The organism is Roseibium sp. MMSF_3247 (genome assembly GCF_030733765.1).
Classification (GTDB): domain Bacteria; phylum Pseudomonadota; class Alphaproteobacteria; order Rhizobiales; family Stappiaceae; genus Roseibium.
Window position 1 is genome coordinate 260,536 of record NZ_JASHII010000003.1, and the last position, 21,739, is coordinate 282,274.

General features: G+C 56.0%; 19 protein-coding genes. 9 read left to right on the forward strand and 10 right to left on the reverse strand.

The annotated features are described in order from the left end of the window. Positions 1–2: 2 nt before the first annotated feature. Both RBB44_RS11585 and RBB44_RS11590 read left to right on the forward strand, forming a co-directional pair. Positions 3–1,136 carry an iron ABC transporter permease gene (locus RBB44_RS11585; RefSeq protein WP_306147531.1) on the forward strand — a complete coding sequence of 378 codons (1,134 nt, stop codon included), beginning with the start codon at positions 3–5 and terminating at the stop codon, positions 1,134–1,136. Beyond that, positions 1,133–1,969 carry a heme ABC transporter ATP-binding protein gene (locus tag RBB44_RS11590; RefSeq protein ID WP_306147532.1) on the forward strand — a complete coding sequence of 279 codons (837 nt, stop codon included), beginning with the start codon at positions 1,133–1,135 and terminating at the stop codon, positions 1,967–1,969. Before RBB44_RS11585 ends, RBB44_RS11590 begins: the two co-directional genes overlap by 4 nt. 22 nt (positions 1,970–1,991) lie before the next feature. Here RBB44_RS11590 and RBB44_RS11595 read toward each other — a convergent pair whose 3' ends face one another. The 3 genes from RBB44_RS11595 to RBB44_RS11605 are packed head-to-tail and all read right to left on the reverse strand — an operon-like array spanning position 1,992 to position 6,712. Beyond that, positions 1,992–3,158, reverse strand: coding sequence for an osmoprotectant NAGGN system M42 family peptidase (locus tag RBB44_RS11595; protein ID WP_306147533.1), 1,167 nt, complete (start codon positions 3,156–3,158; stop codon positions 1,992–1,994). Next, a complete protein-coding gene (gene ngg / locus RBB44_RS11600; protein ID WP_306147534.1) occupies positions 3,155–4,933 on the reverse strand; it encodes an N-acetylglutaminylglutamine synthetase in 1,779 nt (592 codons plus the stop codon). Before ngg ends, RBB44_RS11595 begins: the two co-directional genes overlap by 4 nt. A gap of 3 nt (positions 4,934–4,936) precedes the next feature. Beyond that, complete coding sequence (locus RBB44_RS11605) at positions 4,937–6,712, reverse strand: N-acetylglutaminylglutamine amidotransferase (RefSeq protein WP_306147535.1); 1,776 nt, start codon at positions 6,710–6,712, stop codon at positions 4,937–4,939. 86 nt (positions 6,713–6,798) lie between these two features. Between RBB44_RS11605 and RBB44_RS11610 the strand changes: the two genes are divergently transcribed. Next, positions 6,799–7,287 carry a MarR family winged helix-turn-helix transcriptional regulator gene (locus tag RBB44_RS11610; RefSeq protein WP_306147536.1) on the forward strand — a complete coding sequence of 163 codons (489 nt, stop codon included), beginning with the start codon at positions 6,799–6,801 and terminating at the stop codon, positions 7,285–7,287. A gap of 17 nt (positions 7,288–7,304) precedes the next feature. Here the strand turns inward: RBB44_RS11610 and RBB44_RS11615 are convergent, their stop codons facing one another. From RBB44_RS11615 to RBB44_RS11635, 5 genes are read right to left on the reverse strand one after another with little or no spacing between them, the layout of a single operon-like run. Next, complete coding sequence (locus RBB44_RS11615) at positions 7,305–8,021, reverse strand: copper homeostasis protein CutC (protein ID WP_306147537.1); 717 nt, start codon at positions 8,019–8,021, stop codon at positions 7,305–7,307. A gap of 9 nt (positions 8,022–8,030) precedes the next feature. Next, complete coding sequence (gene nagA / locus RBB44_RS11620; protein ID WP_306147538.1) at positions 8,031–9,170, reverse strand: N-acetylglucosamine-6-phosphate deacetylase; 1,140 nt, start codon at positions 9,168–9,170, stop codon at positions 8,031–8,033. Beyond that, positions 9,167–10,174, reverse strand: coding sequence for an SIS domain-containing protein (locus RBB44_RS11625; protein WP_306147870.1), 1,008 nt, complete (start codon positions 10,172–10,174; stop codon positions 9,167–9,169). The genes nagA and RBB44_RS11625 overlap by 4 nt, the downstream gene beginning before the upstream one ends. 31 nt (positions 10,175–10,205) lie before the next feature. Continuing rightward, positions 10,206–10,961 (reverse strand): GntR family transcriptional regulator, encoded by a 756-nt coding sequence (locus RBB44_RS11630; protein WP_306147539.1) that lies wholly within the window; start codon positions 10,959–10,961, stop codon positions 10,206–10,208. After that, a complete protein-coding gene (locus RBB44_RS11635) occupies positions 10,955–11,833 on the reverse strand; it encodes a BadF/BadG/BcrA/BcrD ATPase family protein (RefSeq protein WP_306147540.1) in 879 nt (292 codons plus the stop codon). Before RBB44_RS11635 ends, RBB44_RS11630 begins: the two co-directional genes overlap by 7 nt. A gap of 156 nt (positions 11,834–11,989) precedes the next feature. On the opposite strand from RBB44_RS11635, the gene RBB44_RS11640 reads away from it, so the two are divergent. From RBB44_RS11640 to RBB44_RS11665, 6 genes are all read left to right on the forward strand, one after another. After that, positions 11,990–12,928 carry an N-acetylmuramic acid 6-phosphate etherase gene (locus tag RBB44_RS11640; RefSeq protein ID WP_306147541.1) on the forward strand — a complete coding sequence of 313 codons (939 nt, stop codon included), beginning with the start codon at positions 11,990–11,992 and terminating at the stop codon, positions 12,926–12,928. Continuing rightward, positions 12,925–14,178 carry an ABC transporter substrate-binding protein gene (locus tag RBB44_RS11645; protein ID WP_306147542.1) on the forward strand — a complete coding sequence of 418 codons (1,254 nt, stop codon included), beginning with the start codon at positions 12,925–12,927 and terminating at the stop codon, positions 14,176–14,178. Before RBB44_RS11640 ends, RBB44_RS11645 begins: the two co-directional genes overlap by 4 nt. A gap of 67 nt (positions 14,179–14,245) precedes the next feature. Then, the gene (locus RBB44_RS11650; protein ID WP_306147543.1) at positions 14,246–15,160 is read left to right on the forward strand and encodes a carbohydrate ABC transporter permease; all 915 of its coding nucleotides are present in this window, start codon (positions 14,246–14,248) and stop codon (positions 15,158–15,160) included. Between the two features lie 10 nt (positions 15,161–15,170). Continuing rightward, positions 15,171–16,010: a carbohydrate ABC transporter permease gene (locus tag RBB44_RS11655; protein WP_306147544.1), complete on the forward strand. Its 840-nt coding sequence runs from the start codon at positions 15,171–15,173 to the stop codon at positions 16,008–16,010. Next, a complete protein-coding gene (locus tag RBB44_RS11660; RefSeq protein WP_306147545.1) occupies positions 16,007–17,035 on the forward strand; it encodes a Gfo/Idh/MocA family protein in 1,029 nt (342 codons plus the stop codon). The genes RBB44_RS11655 and RBB44_RS11660 overlap by 4 nt, the downstream gene beginning before the upstream one ends. After that, positions 17,032–18,027 (forward strand): ABC transporter ATP-binding protein, encoded by a 996-nt coding sequence (locus RBB44_RS11665; RefSeq protein WP_306147546.1) that lies wholly within the window; start codon positions 17,032–17,034, stop codon positions 18,025–18,027. Before RBB44_RS11660 ends, RBB44_RS11665 begins: the two co-directional genes overlap by 4 nt. A 15-nt stretch (positions 18,028–18,042) precedes the next feature. Here the strand turns inward: RBB44_RS11665 and RBB44_RS11670 are convergent, their stop codons facing one another. Both RBB44_RS11670 and RBB44_RS11675 read right to left on the reverse strand, forming a co-directional pair. Then, positions 18,043–19,260: an EAL domain-containing protein gene (locus tag RBB44_RS11670; protein WP_306147547.1), complete on the reverse strand. Its 1,218-nt coding sequence runs from the start codon at positions 19,258–19,260 to the stop codon at positions 18,043–18,045. Continuing rightward, on the reverse strand, positions 19,247–21,721 hold the full coding sequence (locus RBB44_RS11675) for a PAS-domain containing protein (RefSeq protein WP_306147548.1): 2,475 nt from the start codon (positions 21,719–21,721) through the stop codon (positions 19,247–19,249). The genes RBB44_RS11670 and RBB44_RS11675 overlap by 14 nt, the downstream gene beginning before the upstream one ends. Positions 21,722–21,739 lie beyond the last annotated feature (18 nt).

The following is a 21,739-nucleotide window of genomic DNA, read 5'->3' on the forward strand; positions in this document are numbered from 1 at the left end:
GGATGACCGATGCGTTTTTGCCGCGGCAAGAGGGTGGACTGGCCGCCATTTTTGGGCTCACAGCCTCGAAACACGGAGACCGGGCAAGCGTTGCCCGTTGGGTGATTGCAGCACTCGCTGCTCTGTTGATCGCAACGATGATCGGCAGCTTGGCAACCGGGCCCATCCCGGTTCCGGTATTTGATCTACTGCCTCATATCCCGAGCCATCTGGCGGATCCGTCTGCACCGTTGCCGGAGATTGTGTCCGCACGGGACTGGATCGTTGTGATGGACATTCGGTTGCCAAGGATCACTCTCGGCGCGCTGATCGGTGCGGCGCTCGCGGTCTCCGGTGCAGTGATGCAAGGGTTGTTTCGCAACCCACTAGCCGATCCGGGAATTGTCGGTGTCTCTGCCGGCGCTGGTTTAGGCGCTGCTCTGTTCATTGTTTTGGGCAATGCCGCACTGGCGCCAGCCATGGCGGTCCTCGGTATCTATGCAATCCCGTTTGCCGCGTTTGCAGGCGGCCTGATCAACACTTTGCTGCTCTACCGGATTGGCACAAGTGGCGGCTTTACATCTGTTGCCACACTCCTGCTCGCCGGCATCGCTCTTGGCGCATTGACCGGTGCGATCACCGGCCTTCTCGTCTATGTGGCCGACGACAATCAGCTGCGCGATCTGCAGTTTTGGGGGCTTGGTTCTCTTGCCGGAGCAAACTGGGAAAAAGTGGCTTCCTCTGCACCGATCATCCTGACCATGCTCTTGGCGACACCCTTCCTTGCCAGAGGCCTCAATGCGCTGACACTGGGCGAAGCAGCGGCCGCTCACATTGGCATCCGGGTTCAGCGGCTCAAAAATATCAGCATTCTTCTAGTCGCAGCGGCGACCGGTGCATCGGTCGCCGTAAGCGGGGGGATCGGATTTGTCGGGATCGTCGTGCCACATCTGTTGCGGCTATCGATTGGTCCGGATCACAAATTCCTCCTGCCCGCAGCCGCGCTGCTTGGAGCTATCTTGTTGATTGGCGCGGACACTCTGGCGCGGACAATCGTTGCCCCTGCAGAACTGCCGATCGGAATCATCACCGCCTTTGTTGGCGCACCATTTTTCCTATGGATATTATTGCGGAACAGAGGATTGACGGGCTTATGACCAACACTTCAATCCTCGCTGAAGAATTACTCACCTCTGCCCAAGCTTTGGACGTCAGGGACGTGCAGATCACCTTGGGTAGCAGCTGCATTGTAAACGATATGTCCTTCAGTGCGCACCCTGGAGAGATGTTGGCCATCATAGGACCCAGCGGGTCGGGCAAGACCACACTGTTAAAGGCCATCACAGGAGAACGGCCTTATTCAGGCAGCATTCAGTTGGGCGGACACGAAGTTGCAAGCCTGTCGCCGGAAACTCAAGCGCTGGCACGAGGGGTTTTGCCCCAGGCGAGCCACCTGTCGTTTCCGCTCACCGTTTCGGAAGTTATTGGCCTCGGCATTCTGGACCGGAGGCAAGGCCGCCTAGCACGGGCTCACCGTATTGCCGAAGCCTTGGCCCTTGTTGGTCTTCCGGGTTTTGAGGCCCGTACCTACCAAGACTTGTCCGGCGGTGAACAACAACGGGCGCAATTGGCCCGTGTACTCTGCCAGGTTTGGGATCCGGTCGCGGAAGATGGAACGCCGCGCTGGCTATTCCTGGATGAGCCGGTGTCGAGCCTCGATATCAAGCATCAGTATCAGATCATGAAACTTGCAAAAGACTATGCCCGGCGCGGCGGCGGTGTAATCGCAGTGATGCATGACCTGAACCTGACGGCCGCTTTTGCAGACAAGATCCTTGTCATCAAGAATGGGTCGAAGGTGCAGCACGGTTCACTTGAGAGTGTCTTTTCGGAAAAGACACTGACCCCGACCTTCGAAATGCCGCTGGCAATCACCCGGTCAAAGGAGGGAACGTTTCAAGTGACCCCTCAATTGGCCGAGCTCGTTTGATATGTGGAAGCCTGCGCAGAATCTATGACGCCTCAGCGCCAGGCTCTTCGGTTTCCGGGCTAAGGTCCTGATCGGCATCTTCGGTCGGTTGTGTCGTGAAGCCTTTCATTCCCGCGAATTCCCGCGCATCCCGTGCGATTTCAACAGGGCTGAGCGCATAACCGGTACATAGTTCGGCGAGAGAGCGAAGCGCGTGCATATGGATCCGCTCGTAGCCGTGGCTTGCATCAACGCCGAAGGTGATCAGAGCCGTGCGCACATCTGCGCCAGCTTCAATCGCAGAAGCTGCGTCAGACCGATAGTACCGAAAGACATCCTTTTGGAATTTTATCTCGTTGTCCCGGCACAGCTGAGCCATTTTGCGGGTCAGATGGTAGTCAAACGGACCGGTTTGATCAGCCATCGCAATCGTTACGCCGAATTCATCGGAGTTTTGCCCCGGTGCGGATGTTCCGTTGTCGATGGCAACGAGGGATGCAATGTCCGGCGTCAAAATCGAAGTCGCGCCGTGCCCTGTCTCTTCCGCGATTGTGAACAGCCAAAAAATATCGACCGTCGGCTTCGTCTCGGATTCCACCATGGCCTTGAGTGCTGCCAGCATCACTGCGACCCCGGCTTTGTTGTCCAAGTGCCGGGAGACGATGAAGCCGTTTTCGAGAAACTCCGGGGCTGGATCGATGGCAACGATATCACCAATGTCGATCCCAAGGCGGTGCAGGTCGTCAGCTGATTTCGAATAGGCATCAACTCTCAGCTCAACGTAATCCCAGCCGACCGGAAGATTGTCGATGCCTTCATTAAACGTATGGCCCGATGCCTTTAATGGCAGGATCGTTCCGGTGTAGGCACCGCTTTCAGAGAAGATCGTCGTCCGGGCACCTTCTGCAAAGCGTGCAGACCAGTGACCGATGGGCACCAGCTCAAGCCGCCCGTTTTCCTTCAGCGTTTTAACTTGGGCACCGAGGGTGTCCAAGTGTGCCACGAAAGCCCGGGCAGGCTTGGATTTTGCACCATCCAGACGTGCTCGGATGGCGCCGCGCCGCGTCACCTCATAAAAGACCCCGAGACGCTCAAGCTCTTTGGAAACAAACCGCGCCAACTCGTCCGTGTATCCCGTCGGGCTCGGGATCCCGAGCAGGTTTTTCAGCGTCTTGGCCAGATAATCGATATCGATGGTAAGCAATGTCATGAAAACTCACGTTGCAAGGTATCCCGTGCCGGCTTTGGCATGGATAGCGGAAACAGGAAATCGACAAAGCGTTCAGCCGTTGGCTGCGGTTCATGATTTGCCAGACCCGGACGTTCATTGGCTTCAATGAAGTTGTACTCCGGCTCCCGTGGGCTTTTCACCATCAGGTCAATCCCCGTCACTGGGATCTGAATTGCCTTTGCCGCCCGCACAGCCGCCTCAATCAAGGTGCTGTGCGTTTCGCCGGTAACATCATGAATAGTTCCGCCGGTGTGCAAATTGGCCGTCCGTCGGACCGCCAAACGCTGCCCGTCGGGCAGGACATCTTCCAGCGTCAAACCGGCTGATGCCAAACACCGCTCGGCTTCTTCGTCAATCAGAATGCGGGATTCCCCGCCTGTAGCGGCCGCACGCCGGCGGGATTGCGCATGAATGAGATCCCTCACGGTGCTTTTGCCGTTGCCCATGATTTCAGCCGGTTTGCGGATTGCCGCCGCCACCACCTTGTAGTCAATCACCACGAGCCTGAGATCAGATCCTTGAACGCATTCTTCGACCAGCACCTCATTGGAAAAGGTTCGGGCAACATCGATCGCAGCTTCGACATCTTCAAGCGTTTCCAGACCTATGGCGATGCCCTTGCCTTGCTCACCACGGGTCGGCTTCACAACCACAGAACCATGCCGCTGCAAAAACGCTTTCAAGTCGCCCTCGCCCACTGTCATCTGATCCGGAACGGACAGACCTGCGGCCTCCACGATGCGCCGTGTAGAAGCCTTGTCGTCGCAGATCGACATGGCAACTGCGGTGGTAAATTCACTCAAGGATTCCCGGCAGCGCACTGATCGGCCGCCGTAAGACAACCGGAAGAAGCCGCCTTCTGCATCAATGATCTGGGCATTGATCCCACGGCGGCGTGCTTCATTGACGATCAATGTTGCATAAGGATTGAGTTTTTCTTCCGTCGCGGGCCCCGCGTAAAGCGCTTCGTTGATCGGGTTCTTGAGCTTCACGGTAAAGACCGGAACCCGTTCAAAGCCGAGCTTTTCGTAAAGCGCAATAGCCATGTCATTGTCGTGCATTACCGAAAGATCCATGTGCGGGTTGCCCCGCGCCTGAAACACTTCGGCGAGCCTGCGGACCAACGCTTCTCCGATACCGGGAAAGCGCGCCTGGGCAGAGACCGCAAGGCACCAAAGTGATGACCCGAGCTCCGCACCACTTGTCGCGCGTTGGTGATCAACGCCCATTGCCGTCCCGACGATGTTGCCGGTTTCATCTTCCTCCGCGACGAGTACAGTGATTTCCCGTGGATCAAGCTGTGACCAAAAGAAGTCTTCAGAAACCGGCACCATGCCCCGGCTCGCATAGAGCGCGTTGATTTGCTCCGCGTCACTGCGTGAGGACAACCGGCGAACCGTGAAGCCCCGCCGAGTGTCTTTTGCTGATCGGTAGGTAGATAAGTTCAACCGGTAGGTATGTGAAGGATCGAGGAACAGCTCCTGAGGCGCAAGCCCAACCACCACATGCGGATCGCGCACATAAAACGCGATATCCCGCCTGTCCGGGCGCTCATCGCGAAGCGCCTCCACAAGCGCTTCCGGCTCAGCGAAAGTATTTCCGAACAACAAACGTCCCCATCCGCAATTGATGGTTTGGTTGACAGGCATATCCGTCTCATCGGCGCGGTACTCCGGTTTCATGCCGTGATCCCGCATCCGCTTGAGACGGTGCTCAAGTGCCCCCTTGACCCGGGACGGTGTTTTTTCTGACACGCGTTAGGCCTCCTGCTCCTGCAGCCACATTTCCAGCAGAGCAACCTGCCAGAGCTCAGAGCCCCGCAGCTTAGTGATGTATTGTGTCGGGTTCTCGAACAGCTTTTCGAGATAGGCCGGGTTGAACAACCCCCGACCTTTGGCTTTGCCGTTCGTTAGCGTTTCACGCACCATTTCCAGATAGGGACCCTGAATGTATTTGAGCGCGGGTACAGGGAAGTACCCCTTCGGACGGTCGATAACTTCAGATGGTACGACAAGACGCGCAGCTTCCTTCAGAACGCCTTTGCCGTCCTGGGCAAGCTTGTGCTCTGACGGAATGCGCCCTGCCAGTTCAACCAGTTCATGGTCGAGAAACGGCACGCGAGCCTCAAGTCCCCAAGCCATGGAGTGATTGTCAACGCGCTTCACCGGATCATCGACCAGCATGACATTGGTGTCGAGGCGCAAAGCCTTGTCCACCGGATCATCAGCACCTGGTAAGCTGAAGTGACTTTCAACGAACGCGATACTCTCATTGCGGTCGCAGTGATAGTCCGGCGAAATTGCTTCGTTCAATTGTTCTTCGGACCGGTCAAAAAACGCGTCGGCATAGTCGGCAACTGGCTGGTTCGACCCGGTCAGTTTCGGATACCAGTGATATCCGCCGAACACCTCGTCCGCGCCCTGCCCCGATTGAACAACCTTGATGTGTTTGGAGACTTCGCGAGACAGCAAATAGAATCCGATGTTGTCATATGACACCATCGGCTCCGACATCGCGCCAATGGCGCCCGGCAGATTGTCCAAAAGCTCAGACGACGGAATGAAGATCTTGTTGTGGTTAGTCCCGTAGTGATTGGCGATTAGGTCCGAATACTGAAATTCGTCGCCCTTTTCTCCATTCGCTTCCTCGAAGCCGATCGAGAACGTCGCGAGATCCTTCTGGCCCTCCTCTGCCAGAAGACTAACAATCAAGCTGGAGTCGACCCCGCCTGACAGCAAGACGCCGACCGGGACGTCCGCGACCATCCGGCGGCGGACCGCTTTGCGCAAACCTTCAAGAACAAGGTCGCGCCAGTCGTCTGCCGACCGGTTTACATCTTCTTCTGACTTGCGGAAGTCCGGCTCCCAATAGACTGCATCTTTAAAAGATCCGTCTGTCTCGTATGTCCGCACGGTCGCAGGGCCCAACTTCCGCACACCATTCAAAACGGTCCGCGGAGCCGGGACGACCGAGTGCCAGCTCATGTAATGCTGAAGCGCAACCTTATCGATCGATCGATCGATGTTTCCGCCCTTCAGCAGTGCCGGAAGCGACGAGGCGAATGCCAAACGGCCGTCGGCCTCTGAAACATAAAGGGGCTTGATGCCAAAACGGTCGCGAGCCAAGTGAATGCGGCCGCTGTCATGTTCGTGGATGGCAACGGCAAACATGCCGTGGAATCTTGTGAAACAGTCAGGACCCCACTCCTTCCATGACTTCAGAATGACCTCTGTGTCACTGGTAGAGAAAAACCGGTAGCCTTTTCCGGTCAGCTCCGCCCGCAGCTCTTGATAATTGTAGACGCAACCATTGAAGACTAGCGAAAGACCCAGTTCCGGATCTTGCATCGGTTGCGCGCCCTGGTCACTCAAATCAATGATTTTCAAACGCCGGTGTCCGAACGCGACCCGTCCGCGCATGGTAACACCCATCGCATCGGGACCGCGAGCGGCCATTGCTTGCGCCATTCGGTCGACCCGGCTTGTATCGGCTTGCCCTGACGAGAAAACAACTTCACCGCAAATGCCACACATAAATCTAAAAATTCCTCTTTCCAGTTCGCTGGTAGGAGGTATATAGACTTCTTATCATTAGAGTTCAAATGATCAGAGCTAAAATTATGAATGCCAGCGAAGCAGCTCAGATTTTCAAGTCCATTCGGCGGATCGTCAGGGCCATTGACCTGCGATCCCGGGAAGTTGCGAGAGTATCCGGACTGACAATTCCGCAGATCGTCGTTCTACAGGGCGTCAATGATTTGGGAGAGGTGACAACAAAGGTTCTCTCAGACCATGCAGACCTAAGTTCTGCGACGGTTGTGACAATCCTGGACAAGCTGGAAGAGAAAAAGCTGATCGAGCGTTACAGATCTCCCTCCGACCGGCGCATCGTTCACACCATGCTCACGGAACGTGGCAAGGAAACAGTCGCCTCGCTGCCCGGGCTTCTTCATGACGAATTCGAAGCAAAGTTCGATAAACTGACGGATAAAGACAAGATCAGACTGGTGGAGAGCATTTCCGAAATAGCTGAAATGCTAAACGCCCACAAACTGGATGCTGCGCCAATTCTCACCACCGGCCAGGTTACGAACGAAATCACGTCTTAAGAGTGAAAAGCGGTTCTCTAGTAGCCAGAATTACCCATGGCGGCGACCATTTGCTTGACGAGATCCTCTGATGTTTCCCTGCATCCGCCCGGGGGACAAAACAGCCCACCGGCATCCTCATCTATCACAATGACCGAACACGATGCATGAACTTCAGTGACACCCGTCGACTGGATGATGCTGGCCACCATGTCGGGCCGCAGGCCTGCACCCGGCATGATGCTCGTGCGGCCGCCGGCAGTCGCGTTCATTTCTTGAATAACGGCCCGCCCAGCATCAGCCGTAGCTTGACCTCCTGATGTGAGAACCCGCTCGAACCCCAGATCAATCGCCGTTTCCAGCGCGGCAAACGGGTCCGGCACAACATCGATCACACGGTGGAGCGTCCGCCCCATAGCGGATGCCCGGTCTGACAAACGTGCCAGCAGCTCCCGGTCCAGCGTATGATCTCCGCGCTGCGCACCCAGGACAACACCAGCAAGTCCAAAGCCTTTAGCCAGATCAATATCACTGGCCATGATCTGCTCTTCATTTTCAGAAAAATGAAAGAGACCGGCACGCGGACGGATCATGGCGTAGACCGGAACAGGTAATTGGGCAGCAGCTCGCATCAGTCCTGCGGACGGCGTCAGTCCGCCTTCAGACAAAGCAGAGCAGAGTTCGATACGCCCGGCCCCACCACGAACAGCAGCCCTGGCACCTTCCATCGTATCAACACAGACTTCGAGCAACATGCGATCTGCTTATCCGGTTTCGGCCAATGGACTGAGAGAGTGAAGATCCTTGGAGATGCGGATAAAGCTGTCTTTAGACCTGCCCAAAAGGTTGAATGGCTTTCCATCAATCAGCTCCGCCGGCGTTTTTGTAGCGGCACGCAGGGCATCAGCCAGCGGAATGTCAACCTGGTCAACCAAAACCCTGACAGCGGTCAATAGATCCAGATCCGCACCTGCCAACGTCCCGTCCTCGAGGGTCAGCCTCCCATCTGATCGGAGAATTTTTCGCCCATCCAGCTCGAACGAAGTCTCAGATGTTCCGGCAACCGCCATGGCATCGCTAACCAGAAACACCTCTCGCGGGCCGCTTTTTGCGGATAATGCAATCCGCATCATTTCCGGATGAACATGGACCCCATCAGCAATAAGACCGGCGGACAAGGCCCCTGTCCCAAGAGCCGCCCCAACGACACCGGGCTCCCGGTTGCCCATTTGGCTCATCGCATTGAAGAGATGTGTGACGCACTTGGCACCAGCCGCGGCATAGGCTTGAACAGTTGCATAATCAGCATCCGAATGACCAATTGAAACGAGCGCACCCGCCTGGCTCAGCTGTCGAACCTGCTCGAGAGTTGTGTTTTCCGGTGCAACGGTCAAAAGCAGAGCCGGGAGCAAACGGGCCGCTGCCAAGAGGAAGTCGAGGTCCTCATCGTCCATCGGGCGGATATAGGCAGCATCATGCGCCCCTTTTCGGGCAACAGACAAATGCGGCCCTTCCAAATGCAATCCAGCCACCCCAGGAACGCATTTCTCGACAGCCTGAGTTACCGCTGCAATTGCCGCCTTGGTTTTTTCACGCGTGTCCGTGATCAAAGTCGGCAAAAAAGCCCGAGTGCCCAAAGACCAATGCGCTTCGGCAATCCGGCGAACGGTTTCAACACTTGGATCATCGTTGAGCATGACACCGCCGCCGCCATTCACCTGAAGATCAACGAATCCCGGAGAGATGATCTCACTACCAAGATCAATGACTTTAGCGCCACTAAAAATCTCATCACCGGCACCAATTGACTCACCCCCGTCCGGGCCAAACCGGATAGCGGCGCCCTCATGAAGGTTGACCCCGTCAAAAACCGCGGCCGCCTTGAAAACGCTGGCATGTGTCATACGGTTTCCGTGACCTTGTTCAAATGCCGAGGGGCATCCGGGTTGATACCCTGGAGCGCGGCAACATGCTCCACCAAGCCATAGAATGACACAATCGACGCAATCGGATCGGTTAGCCAGTGATCTGTGCGGACGATAGGCAAGACATTCGCCCGCTGCGCTTTTTCACTATTGACAAAGACAGCCGCTCCCATCTGCGACAGTTGATCAGCAACATCAACAACCGCTTGCTCGGCGGCATCGGCGGCGGCAAACACAATGACCGGAAAACCATAGGATACAATGGAAACAGGGCCATGCATGACTTCTGCTGAGGAATAGCTTTCTGCATGGATCTGGCAAGTTTCCTTGAACTTCAGAGCCGCCTCGTTGGAAACAGCCCATGAGGGGCCGCGCCCCAACGTGAACAATGATCCGATGTCATTTTCCGGCGCAGCTTCACGCCAATCGCAAGCAACGGCGTCCTTCAAATGCGCTGGCAAGTTCCGGATTGCAGCCAAGAGGCCCGTGTCCGCCTTGAGCTCAGCAAGCAACCACAGGCCGGCAACCAGCGATGTGACAAACGTCTTGGTCGCAGCGACTGACAGTTCCGGCCCGGCGTGAATCGGAACAGTCGCGCTTGCTGCTTCACTCAAGGGCGATCCCGGATGGTTGGTGATGGCCAGCGTGGTTGCGCCTGACTTGGTCAAGGACCGGGTCATTCGGGTGATGTCCGGGCTTTTGCCGGACTGAGACACCGAAAAACACAGCATGTCGTCTGCCTTGAGACTGGATCCGTAGACAGAAGCAAGTGATGGCCCGACAGATGCCATTGGCAGACCCAGAAGCAACTCGGCAGCATACTTTAGATATGTGCAAGCATGATCGGAAGACCCCCGCGCAACAGACAGAAGGCAGCGCAGGTCGCTGTCTCGCACCTTCGAAGAAATTCGCTTGATATCTGCATCCCCGGATGTCAGCAGGCGATCGACTGCGGTGGGAATTTCCGCGATCTCCTGTTTCATTTTTGTAGGAAGAGATATCACTGGCGGGTCCTCATCGATCAGACAGCCGGAGCTCTGCAACAAAGTCATAGGCGTCTCCGCGATAGATAGATTGTGTAAATTCCGCGACCCGTCCGCCCTCCAGGTAAGAAATTCGCTGGATCCGAAGACCTGCCGTGCCTTCTGGAACGCTCAAGAGGTGAGCGTCAGTGGGCTCAAGGTTGACGGCGGCGATTTTTTGGACAGCCCGAACGGGACGATGGCCATGCTTTGCAAGCACCTCGTAAAGCGACGTGACCACCTCGAGAGGATTGGGCAAAATATCCAGAGGCAGAGCTGCGCGCTCCAATGCCATCGGCTGACCACCCGCCTCCCGCAGACGGTAAATGCGCGCCACTTGATCGTCCGGTGTCAGAGACAAGGTCGCGATCTCTTCCGCATTTGGCATGAAGACCCCGCGCTCCAGCCATCTGGAAGTCGTTTGCATGCCGCGGTTGGCCATATCCTCAGTGAAGGAGGTTAGATGGGAAAGGGACTGCTCAACCCGTTGCGTTGTTTCCCGAACAAAAGAGCCAGAGCCCTGGCGCTGCTCGATCGCCCCATCCTTGACCATTTCCTGAATGGCCTTGCGCACCGTCACCCGGGAAAAACCTGTTAGTTCTGCGATTTCCCGCTCTGGCGGCAACGAACTGTTGGCCGGAAGCAGCCCGGTTTCGATAGCTTCTTCAAGTCGATGCCGCAGTTGCACGTATCTCGGCCCGGCATTTTGAGAAAACCACTGATCAGGCATCAGGAAATCATTCAGCATGCAACCTGCACCTCTTTTGCAAACTCCCGCGCGATGGCAATTGCACCATCGATCGGCGACCCGGCTGCTGAGCGTAGATTCTTTCGAACAGGTTCGGTGAGAAATGGCGCCAGGTGAGGTGCAAGACCCCCCGTCAAACACACAGGCATTCCCCCTGACCATCCGAGATGCAGAAGATTTCCCTCAAAATGCACCGCTGCCTGGTCTATCAGGCGCTCAGATATTGGATCATCGGATTGCGAGAGAACTTCTGGCGCCAGAGCGCCAAATTCAGCAGGCCTTGCTCTGTTTGCAAACGCCAGTATTCCAGCGGCTCCCCCATACCGATCCTTTAACGTCTTGGTCAGGACAGTCTGCTCAATAAGGCCATCTTCAGCATCAAGTACGAGAGCCAGTGCGGATTTACCGAACCATGCCGCCGATCCGAAGTCGCCAAGGACCGCCCCCCAACCGCCGGAAAATCTCTTCTTTGCATCAGCTTGGACACCAAAAAAAGAGCCCGTCCCACTGTGGATCAAGGCACCATCCAGCAGCCCAAGAGCGCCCCGCAATGCTGCCGGCCGATCATCTTCAACCTTTATGCGCCTAAGCGGAACACCGTCTAGCAACCGTTCGCGGTCTCGGTCCGCCTGATAGCCAGCCAAAGCGAAATAGGCGGGAACACGGGCAAGTTCGCCCGGAGCAAGATCTGCTTTGCCTGCGAGAGCCTTCAATCCAACGTTGATCTCCGAGAGCGCTGCATAAATGTCCGTTGTCACATTGGCAGAGCCGACTTCGACACGGATATCCGCAGCTGGCGAACTCAACGCCAAACGGCAGCGCGTACCGCCGCCATCAACCGCCAAAACCCACTGATCCGCGAAATCAATCATATAATACCTATATAATACCTTTAGATAAAATCAACATAAAAAGAGATACCAAACTCCAAATTGGATTTAGATTCGCCTGCCTACCCACTAATTTCGATTAACTTCTGGACAAATGGTATTATAAAGGTATTATAGCGAAAATTTACGGAGGATCGCGTGCCTGAGGCAGCCACGGAAAAACTGCACAATCTTGCTTCTGGGTTGGATTCACGTCCTTCAGAGGACGTTGCAGCGATCCTTATTGATGGTCAGGTCTCGGCCGCTCAGGCAACCTCTGCAGCAACGGAACTCATCGCCGCAGCTGCTTGCGACATGGCCACTTCAATAAGCACCGGCGGAGCCCTCTACTATGTCGCAGCAGGCTCGTCAGGCTTGATGGCGGCGGCTGACGCGATGGAACTTGGCGGCACGTTCGGCATTCCGGAGCATCAGGTCCAAATCCTTATGGCAGGCGGCATTCCCACATCCGCGCATATGCCGGGCGACACGGAAGATGCGACGGCCAGCTTGGCAGCAGATCTCGCAACACTTTCGAAAAACGACACGATTATTGTGGTCTCTGCCAGTGGCTCCACGCCATACACACTTGAGGCAGCACGTCTTGGAAAAGAAGCCGGCGCGACGGTCATCGCGATGGCCAACAACCCGAACGCGCCGCTTTTTGCATTGAGCAAGCACGCCATTTATCTGCCAACCGCACCCGAAGTCGTCTCCGGTTCGACCCGCATGGGAGCAGGAACGGCCCAAAAGATCGCTTTGAATGCGCTTTCGACACTGATGGCCCTGAATCTGGGTCACATCTACGACGGCATGATGGTGAACTTGCGCGCTGACAACATCAAACTCCGGGATCGTGCCGTGCGAATGGTGACAACGATCACTGGAACTTCTGATGAAGTTGCCGCCGGTGCACTCAAGTCAGCGGATGGCAATGTCAAGACAGCCTGCCTTTTGGCCGCTGGCGCGAGTTCGATCGAGCACGCACTCAATCTTTTAGAAAAAACTCGCGGGCATCTGCGCCCAGCGCTGGAACAAATCCGGGCGGAGACCCGGAAGAACAAACCATTTCTTCAAACAGAGGGGAAAGCATCATGAAATTGAGAACCCTGGGCATTGCACTTGCAAGCACCGCACTGATGACAACTGCCGCGATGGCCGAAGATGTCACGCTGACAATTGAAAGCTGGCGGACAGATGATCTTACACTTTGGCAGGACAAGATCATCCCTGCCTTCGAAAAGGACAATCCTGGCATCAAGGTCGTTTTCTCGCCGACGGCTCCGACCGAATACAATGCGGCGCTGAATTCAAAACTCGAAGCTGGCAGCGCGGGCGACCTGATCACCTGCCGCCCATTTGATGCCTCCCTCGCACTTTACGAAGCCGGTCACCTCTCTGCGCTTGATGACTTGGACGCAATGTCCAACTTCTCCGATGTTGCAAAGTCCGCCTGGCAGACCGACGACGCCTCGGCGTCGTTCTGCGTTCCGATGGCCTCCGTCATTCACGGGTTCATCTATAACAAAGATGCTTTTGAAGAGCTTGGCCTTGAGGTTCCAACCACGGAAGCCGAGTTTTTCGCGGTTCTGGATAAGATCAAGGACGACGGCAGCTATATCCCGATGGCCATGGGCACCAATGACCAGTGGGAAGCAGCCACCATGGGCTACAACAACATTGGCCCAAACTATTGGAAGGGCGAAGAAGGCCGTCTCGCACTGATCAAGGGCGAGCAGAAACTGACCGATGAGCAATGGGTTGCCCCTTACGCAACGCTTGCCAAATGGCAACCTTATCTTGGGTTCGGCTACGAGGCACAAACCTACCCCGACAGCCAAAACCTGTTCACTCTGGGCCGCGCAGCGATTTACCCTGCCGGCAGCTGGGAAATTGCAGGCTTCAACACACAGGCTGATTTTGAAATGGGCGCGTTCAAGGCACCTGTGAAGGCTGACGGCGACACCTGCTACATCTCGGATCACACGGACATCGGAATTGGTCTCAATGCAGCAAGTCCGAATGCCGATGCCGCAAAGACGTTCCTGGCTTGGGTTGCCAGCCCCGAATTCGCATCGATCTTCGGTAACGCTCTGCCGGGTTTCTTCCCCTTGTCGAAAACACCTGTCGAACTGGAAGATCCGCTTGCGCAAGAGTTTGCAAGCTGGCGCGGAGAGTGTGAGTCCACCATCCGATCGACTTACCAGATCCTGTCGCGCGGGACGCCGAACCTGGAAAACGAAACCTGGGGCGCAAGCGTGGCTGCTATCAAGGGGACCGAGACACCAGAGGCGCTAGGAGCGAAGCTTCAGGAAGGCCTATCCAGCTGGTACGCACCGCACCAATAAGCCTGTCCCCTTCTAATCAAACAATCCGGGTAGCCATCTAGCTACCCGGATCGGAACCGGAGGCCGCATGAACCGCCCCCGCATACGCTGGCATATTGCCGTTTTCCTGGCACCCGCTGTGCTGGTCTATACGACAATCATGATCTTGCCGCTGTTCAACACCCTGCGTCTGGCGCTCTACAGCCGGATCGACCAGGAGCGGATTTTCGTCGGCCTGCAAAACTTCATGACGCTGTTTGGCGATCCGGTCTGGGCGGACCAGTTCTGGAATGCACTCGGCAACAATGTCTGGTTCTTCGTGATCCACATGCTGGTGCAGAATCCGATCGGGATTGCACTTGCAGCGATGCTGTCTCATCCCAAACTCCGTTTTGCAGCGCTCTATCGTTCCGCAATCTTTATCCCGACCATCCTCTCATTCGTGATCGTTGGCTTTGCGTGGAAACTCATCCTGTCGCCAATCTGGGGCATCGCCCCGACAATGCTGAGTTCTGTCGGTCTCGGTTTCTTGTACCAACCTTGGCTCGGCAAGGAAGAGTATGCGCTGACAACCCTGTCGCTGATCTCGGTCTGGCAGTTTGTCGGCATCCCCATGATGCTGATCTACGCAGCGCTTCTAACCATCCCGGAAGAGATTCTGGAAGCTGGTGAGATTGACGGCATCACGGGAATGAACGCCTTTTGGAAAATCAAGCTGCCATTGATCTTGCCATCGATCGGGATCATCTCAATCCTCACATTTGTCGGCAATTTCAACGCGTTCGACTTGATCTACGCCTCGCAAGGTGCCCTCGCCGGCCCGGATTTCTCGACCGATATCCTCGGCACATTCTTCTACCGGACTTTCTTCGGCTTCCAGCTTCAGCTCGGCGATCCGCATATGGGTGCAGCCGTTGCGAGTGCCATGTTCGCCATCATTCTCGTCGGAGTCTGTGTCTACCTCTTTGGCATTCAGACCCGGCTCCGCCGGTATCAGTTGTGAGGTCAAGACCATGAGCCAGGCCCGCACAAATCCGTTCAATTCTGCAGCCATGCACGGCGCGTTGATCCTCTACACGCTGATCGCGCTCTTCCCAGTATTCATTATTCTGATCAACAGCTTCAAAAGCCGGAAATTCATCTTCCGGGAGCCCCTGGCCCTGCCAAACGCCGAGAGCTTTTCAATGATCGGCTACCAGACGGTCATCAAACAGGGAGATTTCTTTCTCTACTTCCAGAACTCAATGATCGTCACCGTGGCATCGCTGTTCTTCATTTTGCTCTTCGGTGCGATGGCCGCCTTTGCCCTCAGCGAATACCGATTCCGCGGCAACATGATCCTTGGGCTCTATTTGGCGCTCGGAATCATGGTGCCGATCCGGATCGGCACTGTCGCAATCCTTGAAATGATGGTCTCCTCCGGGCTGGTCAACACGCTCTGGGCGCTGATCCTTGTGTACACGGCCCAAGGTCTGCCGCTCGCGGTCTTCATTCTGACCGAGTTCATGCGCCAGGTGTCGGACGACCTGAAAAATGCTGCTCGTGTGGATGGCCTCAGCGAATACACGATCTTCTTTCGGCTGGTGCTGCCGCTGGTCCGGCCGGCCTTGGCAACGGTCGCGGTTTTCAACATGATCCCGATCTGGAATGATCTCTGGTTCCCCTTGATCTTGGCACCTGCGGAAGAGACCAAGACGCTGACGCTGGGCAGCCAGGTGTTTATCGGGCAGTTCGTAACCGACTGGAACGCGGTTCTCTCCGCCCTGTCCATGGCAATCCTTCCGGTACTTATCCTCTATGTGATCTTCTCTCGCCAGTTGATCCGCGGCTTAACATCTGGAGCAGTTAAATGATCCGTGCTGTCATTGCGGGCCTCGGCAACATGGGCCTGTCCCACGCGCTTGCTCTTCACAGTCTTCCCGACGTGGAAATCGTTGGCCTCGTCAACCGCTCTGAGGTCGAGCTTCCTGAGGAGCTGCAGCCCTACCCGCGCCTGAAAAGCTTCTCAGCAGGACTGGAACTAAAACCAGATCTCGTCGTGATCGCCACCTACTCCGACAGTCACGCAGACTATGCTTGTGCGGCCATGGAAGCCGGTGCGCATGTGTTCGTTGAAAAACCTTTGGCCACAAGGGTGTCCGATGCCGAGCGGGTTGTTGCCAAGGCGAAAGAGACAGGCCGCAAATTGGTGGTTGGTTACATCCTGCGTCACCATCCATCCTGGATCCGTCTGATAAAGGAAGCCCGCGGCCTCGGTGGTCCCTTCGTCTTTCGGCTCAATCTCAATCAGCAGTCTTCCGGCGCGGAATGGGAAACCCACAAGGCCTTAATGCAGACCACAAGTCCGATCGTGGATTGCGGTGTGCATTATGTCGATGTCATGTGCCAGATCACCGACGGCAAACCGCTTCGTGTCCATGGCATGGGCGTAAGGCTCTCCAATGAAATCGCCGAGGACATGTACAATTACGGGCAGTTTCAGGTGGTCTTCGACGACGGATCCGTTGGCTGGTATGAAGCTGGCTGGGGACCGATGATGTCGGAAACCGCCTTCTTTGTGAAAGACATTGTCTCACCAAACGGCTCGGTCTCCATTACCGACGGCAACAAGGGCGCTTCCGCAGATATCGACGGCCATACCAAGGTCGGCAGCATTTTGGTGCACCGGCCAGACGGGGATGTGTCCATCGATATGCCTGATGAACCCGGGCACCAGGAGCTTTGTGATGCAGAGCAAGCCTACATGGTGCGTGCCATTACAGAAAACATCGACCTGACGCGTCACATGCAGGACGCTGTTCAATCCCTCGCCATTTGCCTAGCGGCGGACGAAAGCATCCGCACGGGCCAACCGATCACCTTAGGAACAGCGCAATGACCGCTCTTTCTCTCAAAAATGTCTACAAATCCTTTGGCGCTGTTGAGGTTCTCAAGGACATCAACATTGAGGTTGAAGAAGGCGAGTTTGTTGTTTTTGTCGGTCCATCCGGTTGCGGCAAATCCACGTTGCTGCGGATTATCGCCGGATTGGAAGACGCCAGCTCAGGCGAGGTGAACATCGGCGGGAGTGTCGTCAACACCACCCCGCCCTCGAAGCGCGGCATCGCCATGGTGTTCCAAAGCTACGCGCTTTACCCGCATCTCAACGTGCGCGGGAACATGTCTCTTGCCTTGAAGCAGGAAGGCCATAGCAAGGCAGAGATCACGAGCCGAATTACGGAAGCAAGCCGTATGCTCAATCTGGAAGACTATCTCGACCGGTATCCATCAGAACTCTCCGGCGGCCAGCGTCAGCGTGTGGCCATTGGGCGGGCGATTGTCCGCCAGCCGAAGTTGTTCCTGTTTGATGAACCGCTTTCAAACCTCGATGCCGCACTGCGGATGAACACGCGGCTGGAGATTGCCAACCTGCACCAGCAGCTCGGGACTTCCATCGTCTACGTGACGCATGACCAGACCGAAGCAATGACACTTGCCGACAAAATCGTGGTTCTCCGGGCCGGGCGCGTGGAACAGATCGGCAGCCCGATGGAGCTCTACAACAATCCGGTCAACCAGTTTGTGGCAGGTTTCCTTGGGTCTCCGTCAATGAACTTCCTGCCAGCAGAAACCGTGACACCCGGTGACACCCGGACGCTCGGGATACGGCCGGAAGATCTGGTTCTGTCCGCAGAAGGCCCGATCAAGGCGACGGTTCAGCATGTCGAGCATCTCGGCGGAGACACCAATGTCATCGCCATGACTGGCGACAAACAGATCACCGCACGGTTCTTTGGACAGCATGACATACCCGCAGGCCAGCAGGTCGCACTCGGGTTTGCGCAAGAGAAGGCCCGCTACTTCGATGCGAACGGCATGCGCCAAACTTAACCGGAGCGGTCTTCATCAGCTGGCGAGATCGCCATTCTGACGTGCCCATACCAAAAGCTCGTCAGATGGCATTGGCTTCGCGATGAAATAGCCCTGAACAACGTTCACACCCAACTCAGCAATGAGGTCCCATTCCGCCTGTGTTTCGACACCTTCAGCGACCGTGGAAAGGCCCAGCTTCTGCGCCAATGACACGCTGGATTCGAGCATTGCGCGGGCTTCTTCGTCTTGGGGAGCGCCGTCAACGAACGCCCGGTCGATCTTCAGCTCGGTGAACGGGATGCGTTTTAACTGCTGCATTGACGAAGCGCCGGTGCCGTAGTCGTCTATGGCAAGTCCGACGCCCTTCATCCGTAAACGCGTAAGGATCTCGAGCGGCGCTGCAACATCCTCCATAATCCGGCTTTCGGTTACCTCGATGATGACGGAATGCGGATCGATGCCTTCTTTTGCGATCGCCGCGATGACCAGATCGAACACCTCGTAACGCGTCAAGGAATCGACGGAAAAATTCACCGCCACCTTGATGTCGAGCCCCTCTTCTTGCCAGGCGGCAGAAGTAACCATCGACTTTTCGAACACCTGACGCGTCATTTCGTCAATGAGACCGTGTTCCTCAATCACCGGAACAAACGCAATCGGTGGGATCAGCTTTCCATTTTCACCGCGCCAGCGGACCAATGCTTCAACACCTATCAATTTCCGGTCCGGTACTGCGACCTTCGGCTGGAAAAAGACATCTATCGCTCCGCTCTCCAACCCAGCTTTGATTGTATCAAGCGGAAGACTTTCAATCGGTCCGCGTCTCGCAGCTGTTTGTTGGGCAACGTGCTTGTCGAGCAAAGCCTTAAGCGGATCGGGTTTGATCGGCTTTTGAATGGCCCCAAGAACCTTGAGGCGATGCGCCTCAGCGAGTTGCGTTGCTGTTTGCAGGATCCGCTTGTCCTCACCGCTGACAAGGATGATCGCGCAGGGCGCATCCCGTTCGGCTAGGTGCCGCAGAAACTCAAGACCGTCCATGCCCGGCATGTTGAGATCGCAGAGAATGACATCGGGCGCATGGGCTTCCACAGCCTCCAATCCCTTGGCTCCGTCCTCCGCCGACAGGACCGTGTCATATCCAATTCTGGTCAGTATCTTGGTCGTTAAGGTCGTGATGAACGGGTCATCATCGACGATCAAAACCTTGGCCATGCCCATATCAGGGGTCCAGTTCTCGTCAAAGGTCGGCAATGTGGGCCGCAATCTGCTGCATTATTGGCCGAAGCTTTGGAAACTCCACGTTAATGGCGGCCCAATCGTCGGATTTTCCAGCCTTCTCCAGGCTGAGACTAAGATCAGCGAGTTCATTAGCGCCGACGGCCCGCGCAGAGGATTTGAGTTTATGGCCGGCCGCACCAACTGCGGCCGCATCCTGTGCTTCAACCGCGTCTGCAATTTCTTCAACAACATGCCAGGCAGGATCAACAAAATCAGCCAAAACCTCATGGATAGTTTTGCGGTCATCGCCAAAGATCTCTTCCAACGGCGACAGATCAATCGGCGCATGTGCGGCGGTGTTTATTGGTGAAACGACGGCGGCAGCCTCACCGTCTTGGCAGCCAATTTCTGCAACCACATCAACACGATTGACCGCTGCGTGCGGCAGCCAGCGCTTCAGCATGTCCTTGAGTTTTTTCATCTCAAGCGGTTTGGGTAGAAAATCATCCATGCCGGCTTCAAGACACCGGTCGGCTTCTCCTTGAAGCGCATTGGCGGTAATCGCGATGATTGGAACCCGGGGTGATCCATTAGTCTGGTGCGCACGGAATTGCCGTGTCATTTCCAATCCGTCGAGCTTCGGCATGTGCACATCAGACAAGACAATGCCGAAACGGCCGGATCGCATCGCTGCCAGCCCAGCCTCACCGTCTTCCGCAACCTCGCATTGGTAGCCAAGAAGCCGCAACTGCCGCTGGATGACATCCTGGTTTGTCTTGTTGTCCTCAATCACCAGAACCAATTCACCGTTTGCCATAGCTTCGTCTGCGCTCGGCGCGACGCATCCGCCCGCCTCAACAGATGGAGCATGTCTGATAGCGCTGGTTGAGGCCCGGCCCATCGCAACACAAAGAGCATTCAATAAGTTTCGGCGGGTAAGCGGGGTGGATGGCACCACCGTCGTATCCGGCAACTCTATCGGCGTTCCGAGATCGGCCATCCGGCGTTCGAGCAAAAACCGCGTCTGCTTGAGATGATCATCGGCGCGGAAAAGTTCCCGAAGATCCGCTCGGGCCGTTTCCTCATACCCCAGACCTAACAAGACGGTGTCATATGGAGCCAACTTTTCATGCGCCTGAATTGCGCTTTGAAAAAGAAGTTCCGGCTCGCTCACGACGTCAACGGAAATGCCTGAGCAACCAAGGTAGGTCTCAACAAGAGTCCTCCGTGTTGGGTCATCAGGCACAAGTGCCAAAACCCTCACTCCCGCCAGATCATGGCCAGTTTCGACACCTGCCTCTTCTACGATCTCGTGTGTCAACGTGACTGTGAATGTGCTGCCGTCCCCTGGAACACTCTCCACGTCGATTGTTCCCCCCATCATGTCAACCAAGCGCCGCACAATAGTGAGCCCCAGGCCCGTGCCGCCAAACCGGCGGGTGGTGGACACATCGGCCTGCTGAAATGGTTGGAAGAGGTTTGCCGTCTGTTCCGGGGTCATACCGATCCCGTGATCTTGCACCTGATACCGGACGGTAGCGTGGCCTTCCGAAACTTCATGCAAATCGACCCGCAGCGTGACCTGGCCAGCTTCGGTAAACTTCACCGCGTTGCCGAGGAGGTTAAACAGGATCTGGCGCAGCCGGACCTGATCTCCTGCAACTTCAGCCGGGATCCTCGGATCGCAGTAGGCGATGAAATCGAGCCCTTTTGCACAGGCATTCGGCCCCATGGTTTCACCGACGCCCTCTACCACATCAAGGATGGACATGGGGATCATTTCCAGATCCATCTTGCCAGCCTCGATCTTGGAGAAATCAAGGATGTCATTGATGATGGTCAGAAGCGCAAAGGCAGAATCCCGAATGGTCGAGGCCATTTGCCTCTGATCGTCGTCGAGATCGGTATGGGTCAAAAGGTCAATCATACCGACAACACCATTCATGGGTGTGCGGATTTCGTGGCTCATGGCAGCCAGAAATATATCCTTGGCCTTTGTGGCACTTTCGGCCTTTTCCCGAAGCTCCTCAGCTCGCTTGCGGTTCGCCTCGGCCTTTTCCATCATGTCCAGTGTGGCCTGACGCGCCTCTTTCAGCTCTTCCATTTGCCGAAGCAGCTGATGCCGCGCCGCAACCCGTTCGGTAATGTCGGAATAGGTGCTGACGAACCCACCGCCCGGCAACGGTCCGCCCTTGACCTCCATGTAGCTGCCGTCCGGTCGGGCGCGTTCAAAGGCATGTTCCTCGAAACACCGCACTTTCTGCATCAAGCACTGAACAATCTCGTCCACTTTTCCAGGCCCGAACTCACCGTGCTCGGCGTCAAAACGAATGAGAGCTTCGACGCTTTGGCCTTCGAAAACCAGCTCGTCAGGGTAATGGCGCATGTCGCGGAACTTCTGGTTCCAGGCGAGAAGCTTCAGCTCCTCGTCGAACACAGCAACGCCCTGGATCATGCTGGAGAGTACGCTTTCGAGCAGTCCGTCCCTGTTCATCCGCATGCTCCCTAATGC

What these genes read in the sequence shown, in the direction of transcription:
- RBB44_RS11585 (WP_306147531.1), top strand. Translation starts at nt 3, where the DNA reads ATGACCGATGCGTTTTTGCCGCGGCAAGAGGGTGGACTGGCCGCCATT.
- RBB44_RS11590 (WP_306147532.1), top strand. Translation starts at nt 1,133, where the DNA reads ATGACCAACACTTCAATCCTCGCTGAAGAATTACTCACCTCTGCCCAA.
- RBB44_RS11595 (WP_306147533.1), bottom strand. Translation starts at nt 3,158, where the DNA reads ATGACATTGCTTACCATCGATATCGATTATCTGGCCAAGACGCTGAAA.
- RBB44_RS11605 (WP_306147535.1), bottom strand. Translation starts at nt 6,712, where the DNA reads ATGTGTGGCATTTGCGGTGAAGTTGTTTTCTCGTCAGGGCAAGCCGAT.
- RBB44_RS11610 (WP_306147536.1), top strand. Translation starts at nt 6,799, where the DNA reads ATGAATGCCAGCGAAGCAGCTCAGATTTTCAAGTCCATTCGGCGGATC.
- RBB44_RS11615 (WP_306147537.1), bottom strand. Translation starts at nt 8,021, where the DNA reads ATGTTGCTCGAAGTCTGTGTTGATACGATGGAAGGTGCCAGGGCTGCT.
- nagA (WP_306147538.1), bottom strand. Translation starts at nt 9,170, where the DNA reads ATGACACATGCCAGCGTTTTCAAGGCGGCCGCGGTTTTTGACGGGGTC.
- RBB44_RS11625 (WP_306147870.1), bottom strand. Translation starts at nt 10,174, where the DNA reads ATGAAACAGGAGATCGCGGAAATTCCCACCGCAGTCGATCGCCTGCTG.
- RBB44_RS11630 (WP_306147539.1), bottom strand. Translation starts at nt 10,961, where the DNA reads ATGCTGAATGATTTCCTGATGCCTGATCAGTGGTTTTCTCAAAATGCC.
- RBB44_RS11635 (WP_306147540.1), bottom strand. Translation starts at nt 11,833, where the DNA reads ATGATTGATTTCGCGGATCAGTGGGTTTTGGCGGTTGATGGCGGCGGT.
- RBB44_RS11645 (WP_306147542.1), top strand. Translation starts at nt 12,925, where the DNA reads ATGAAATTGAGAACCCTGGGCATTGCACTTGCAAGCACCGCACTGATG.
- RBB44_RS11650 (WP_306147543.1), top strand. Translation starts at nt 14,246, where the DNA reads ATGAACCGCCCCCGCATACGCTGGCATATTGCCGTTTTCCTGGCACCC.
- RBB44_RS11655 (WP_306147544.1), top strand. Translation starts at nt 15,171, where the DNA reads ATGAGCCAGGCCCGCACAAATCCGTTCAATTCTGCAGCCATGCACGGC.
- RBB44_RS11660 (WP_306147545.1), top strand. Translation starts at nt 16,007, where the DNA reads ATGATCCGTGCTGTCATTGCGGGCCTCGGCAACATGGGCCTGTCCCAC.
- RBB44_RS11665 (WP_306147546.1), top strand. Translation starts at nt 17,032, where the DNA reads ATGACCGCTCTTTCTCTCAAAAATGTCTACAAATCCTTTGGCGCTGTT.
- RBB44_RS11675 (WP_306147548.1), bottom strand. Translation starts at nt 21,721, where the DNA reads ATGAACAGGGACGGACTGCTCGAAAGCGTACTCTCCAGCATGATCCAG.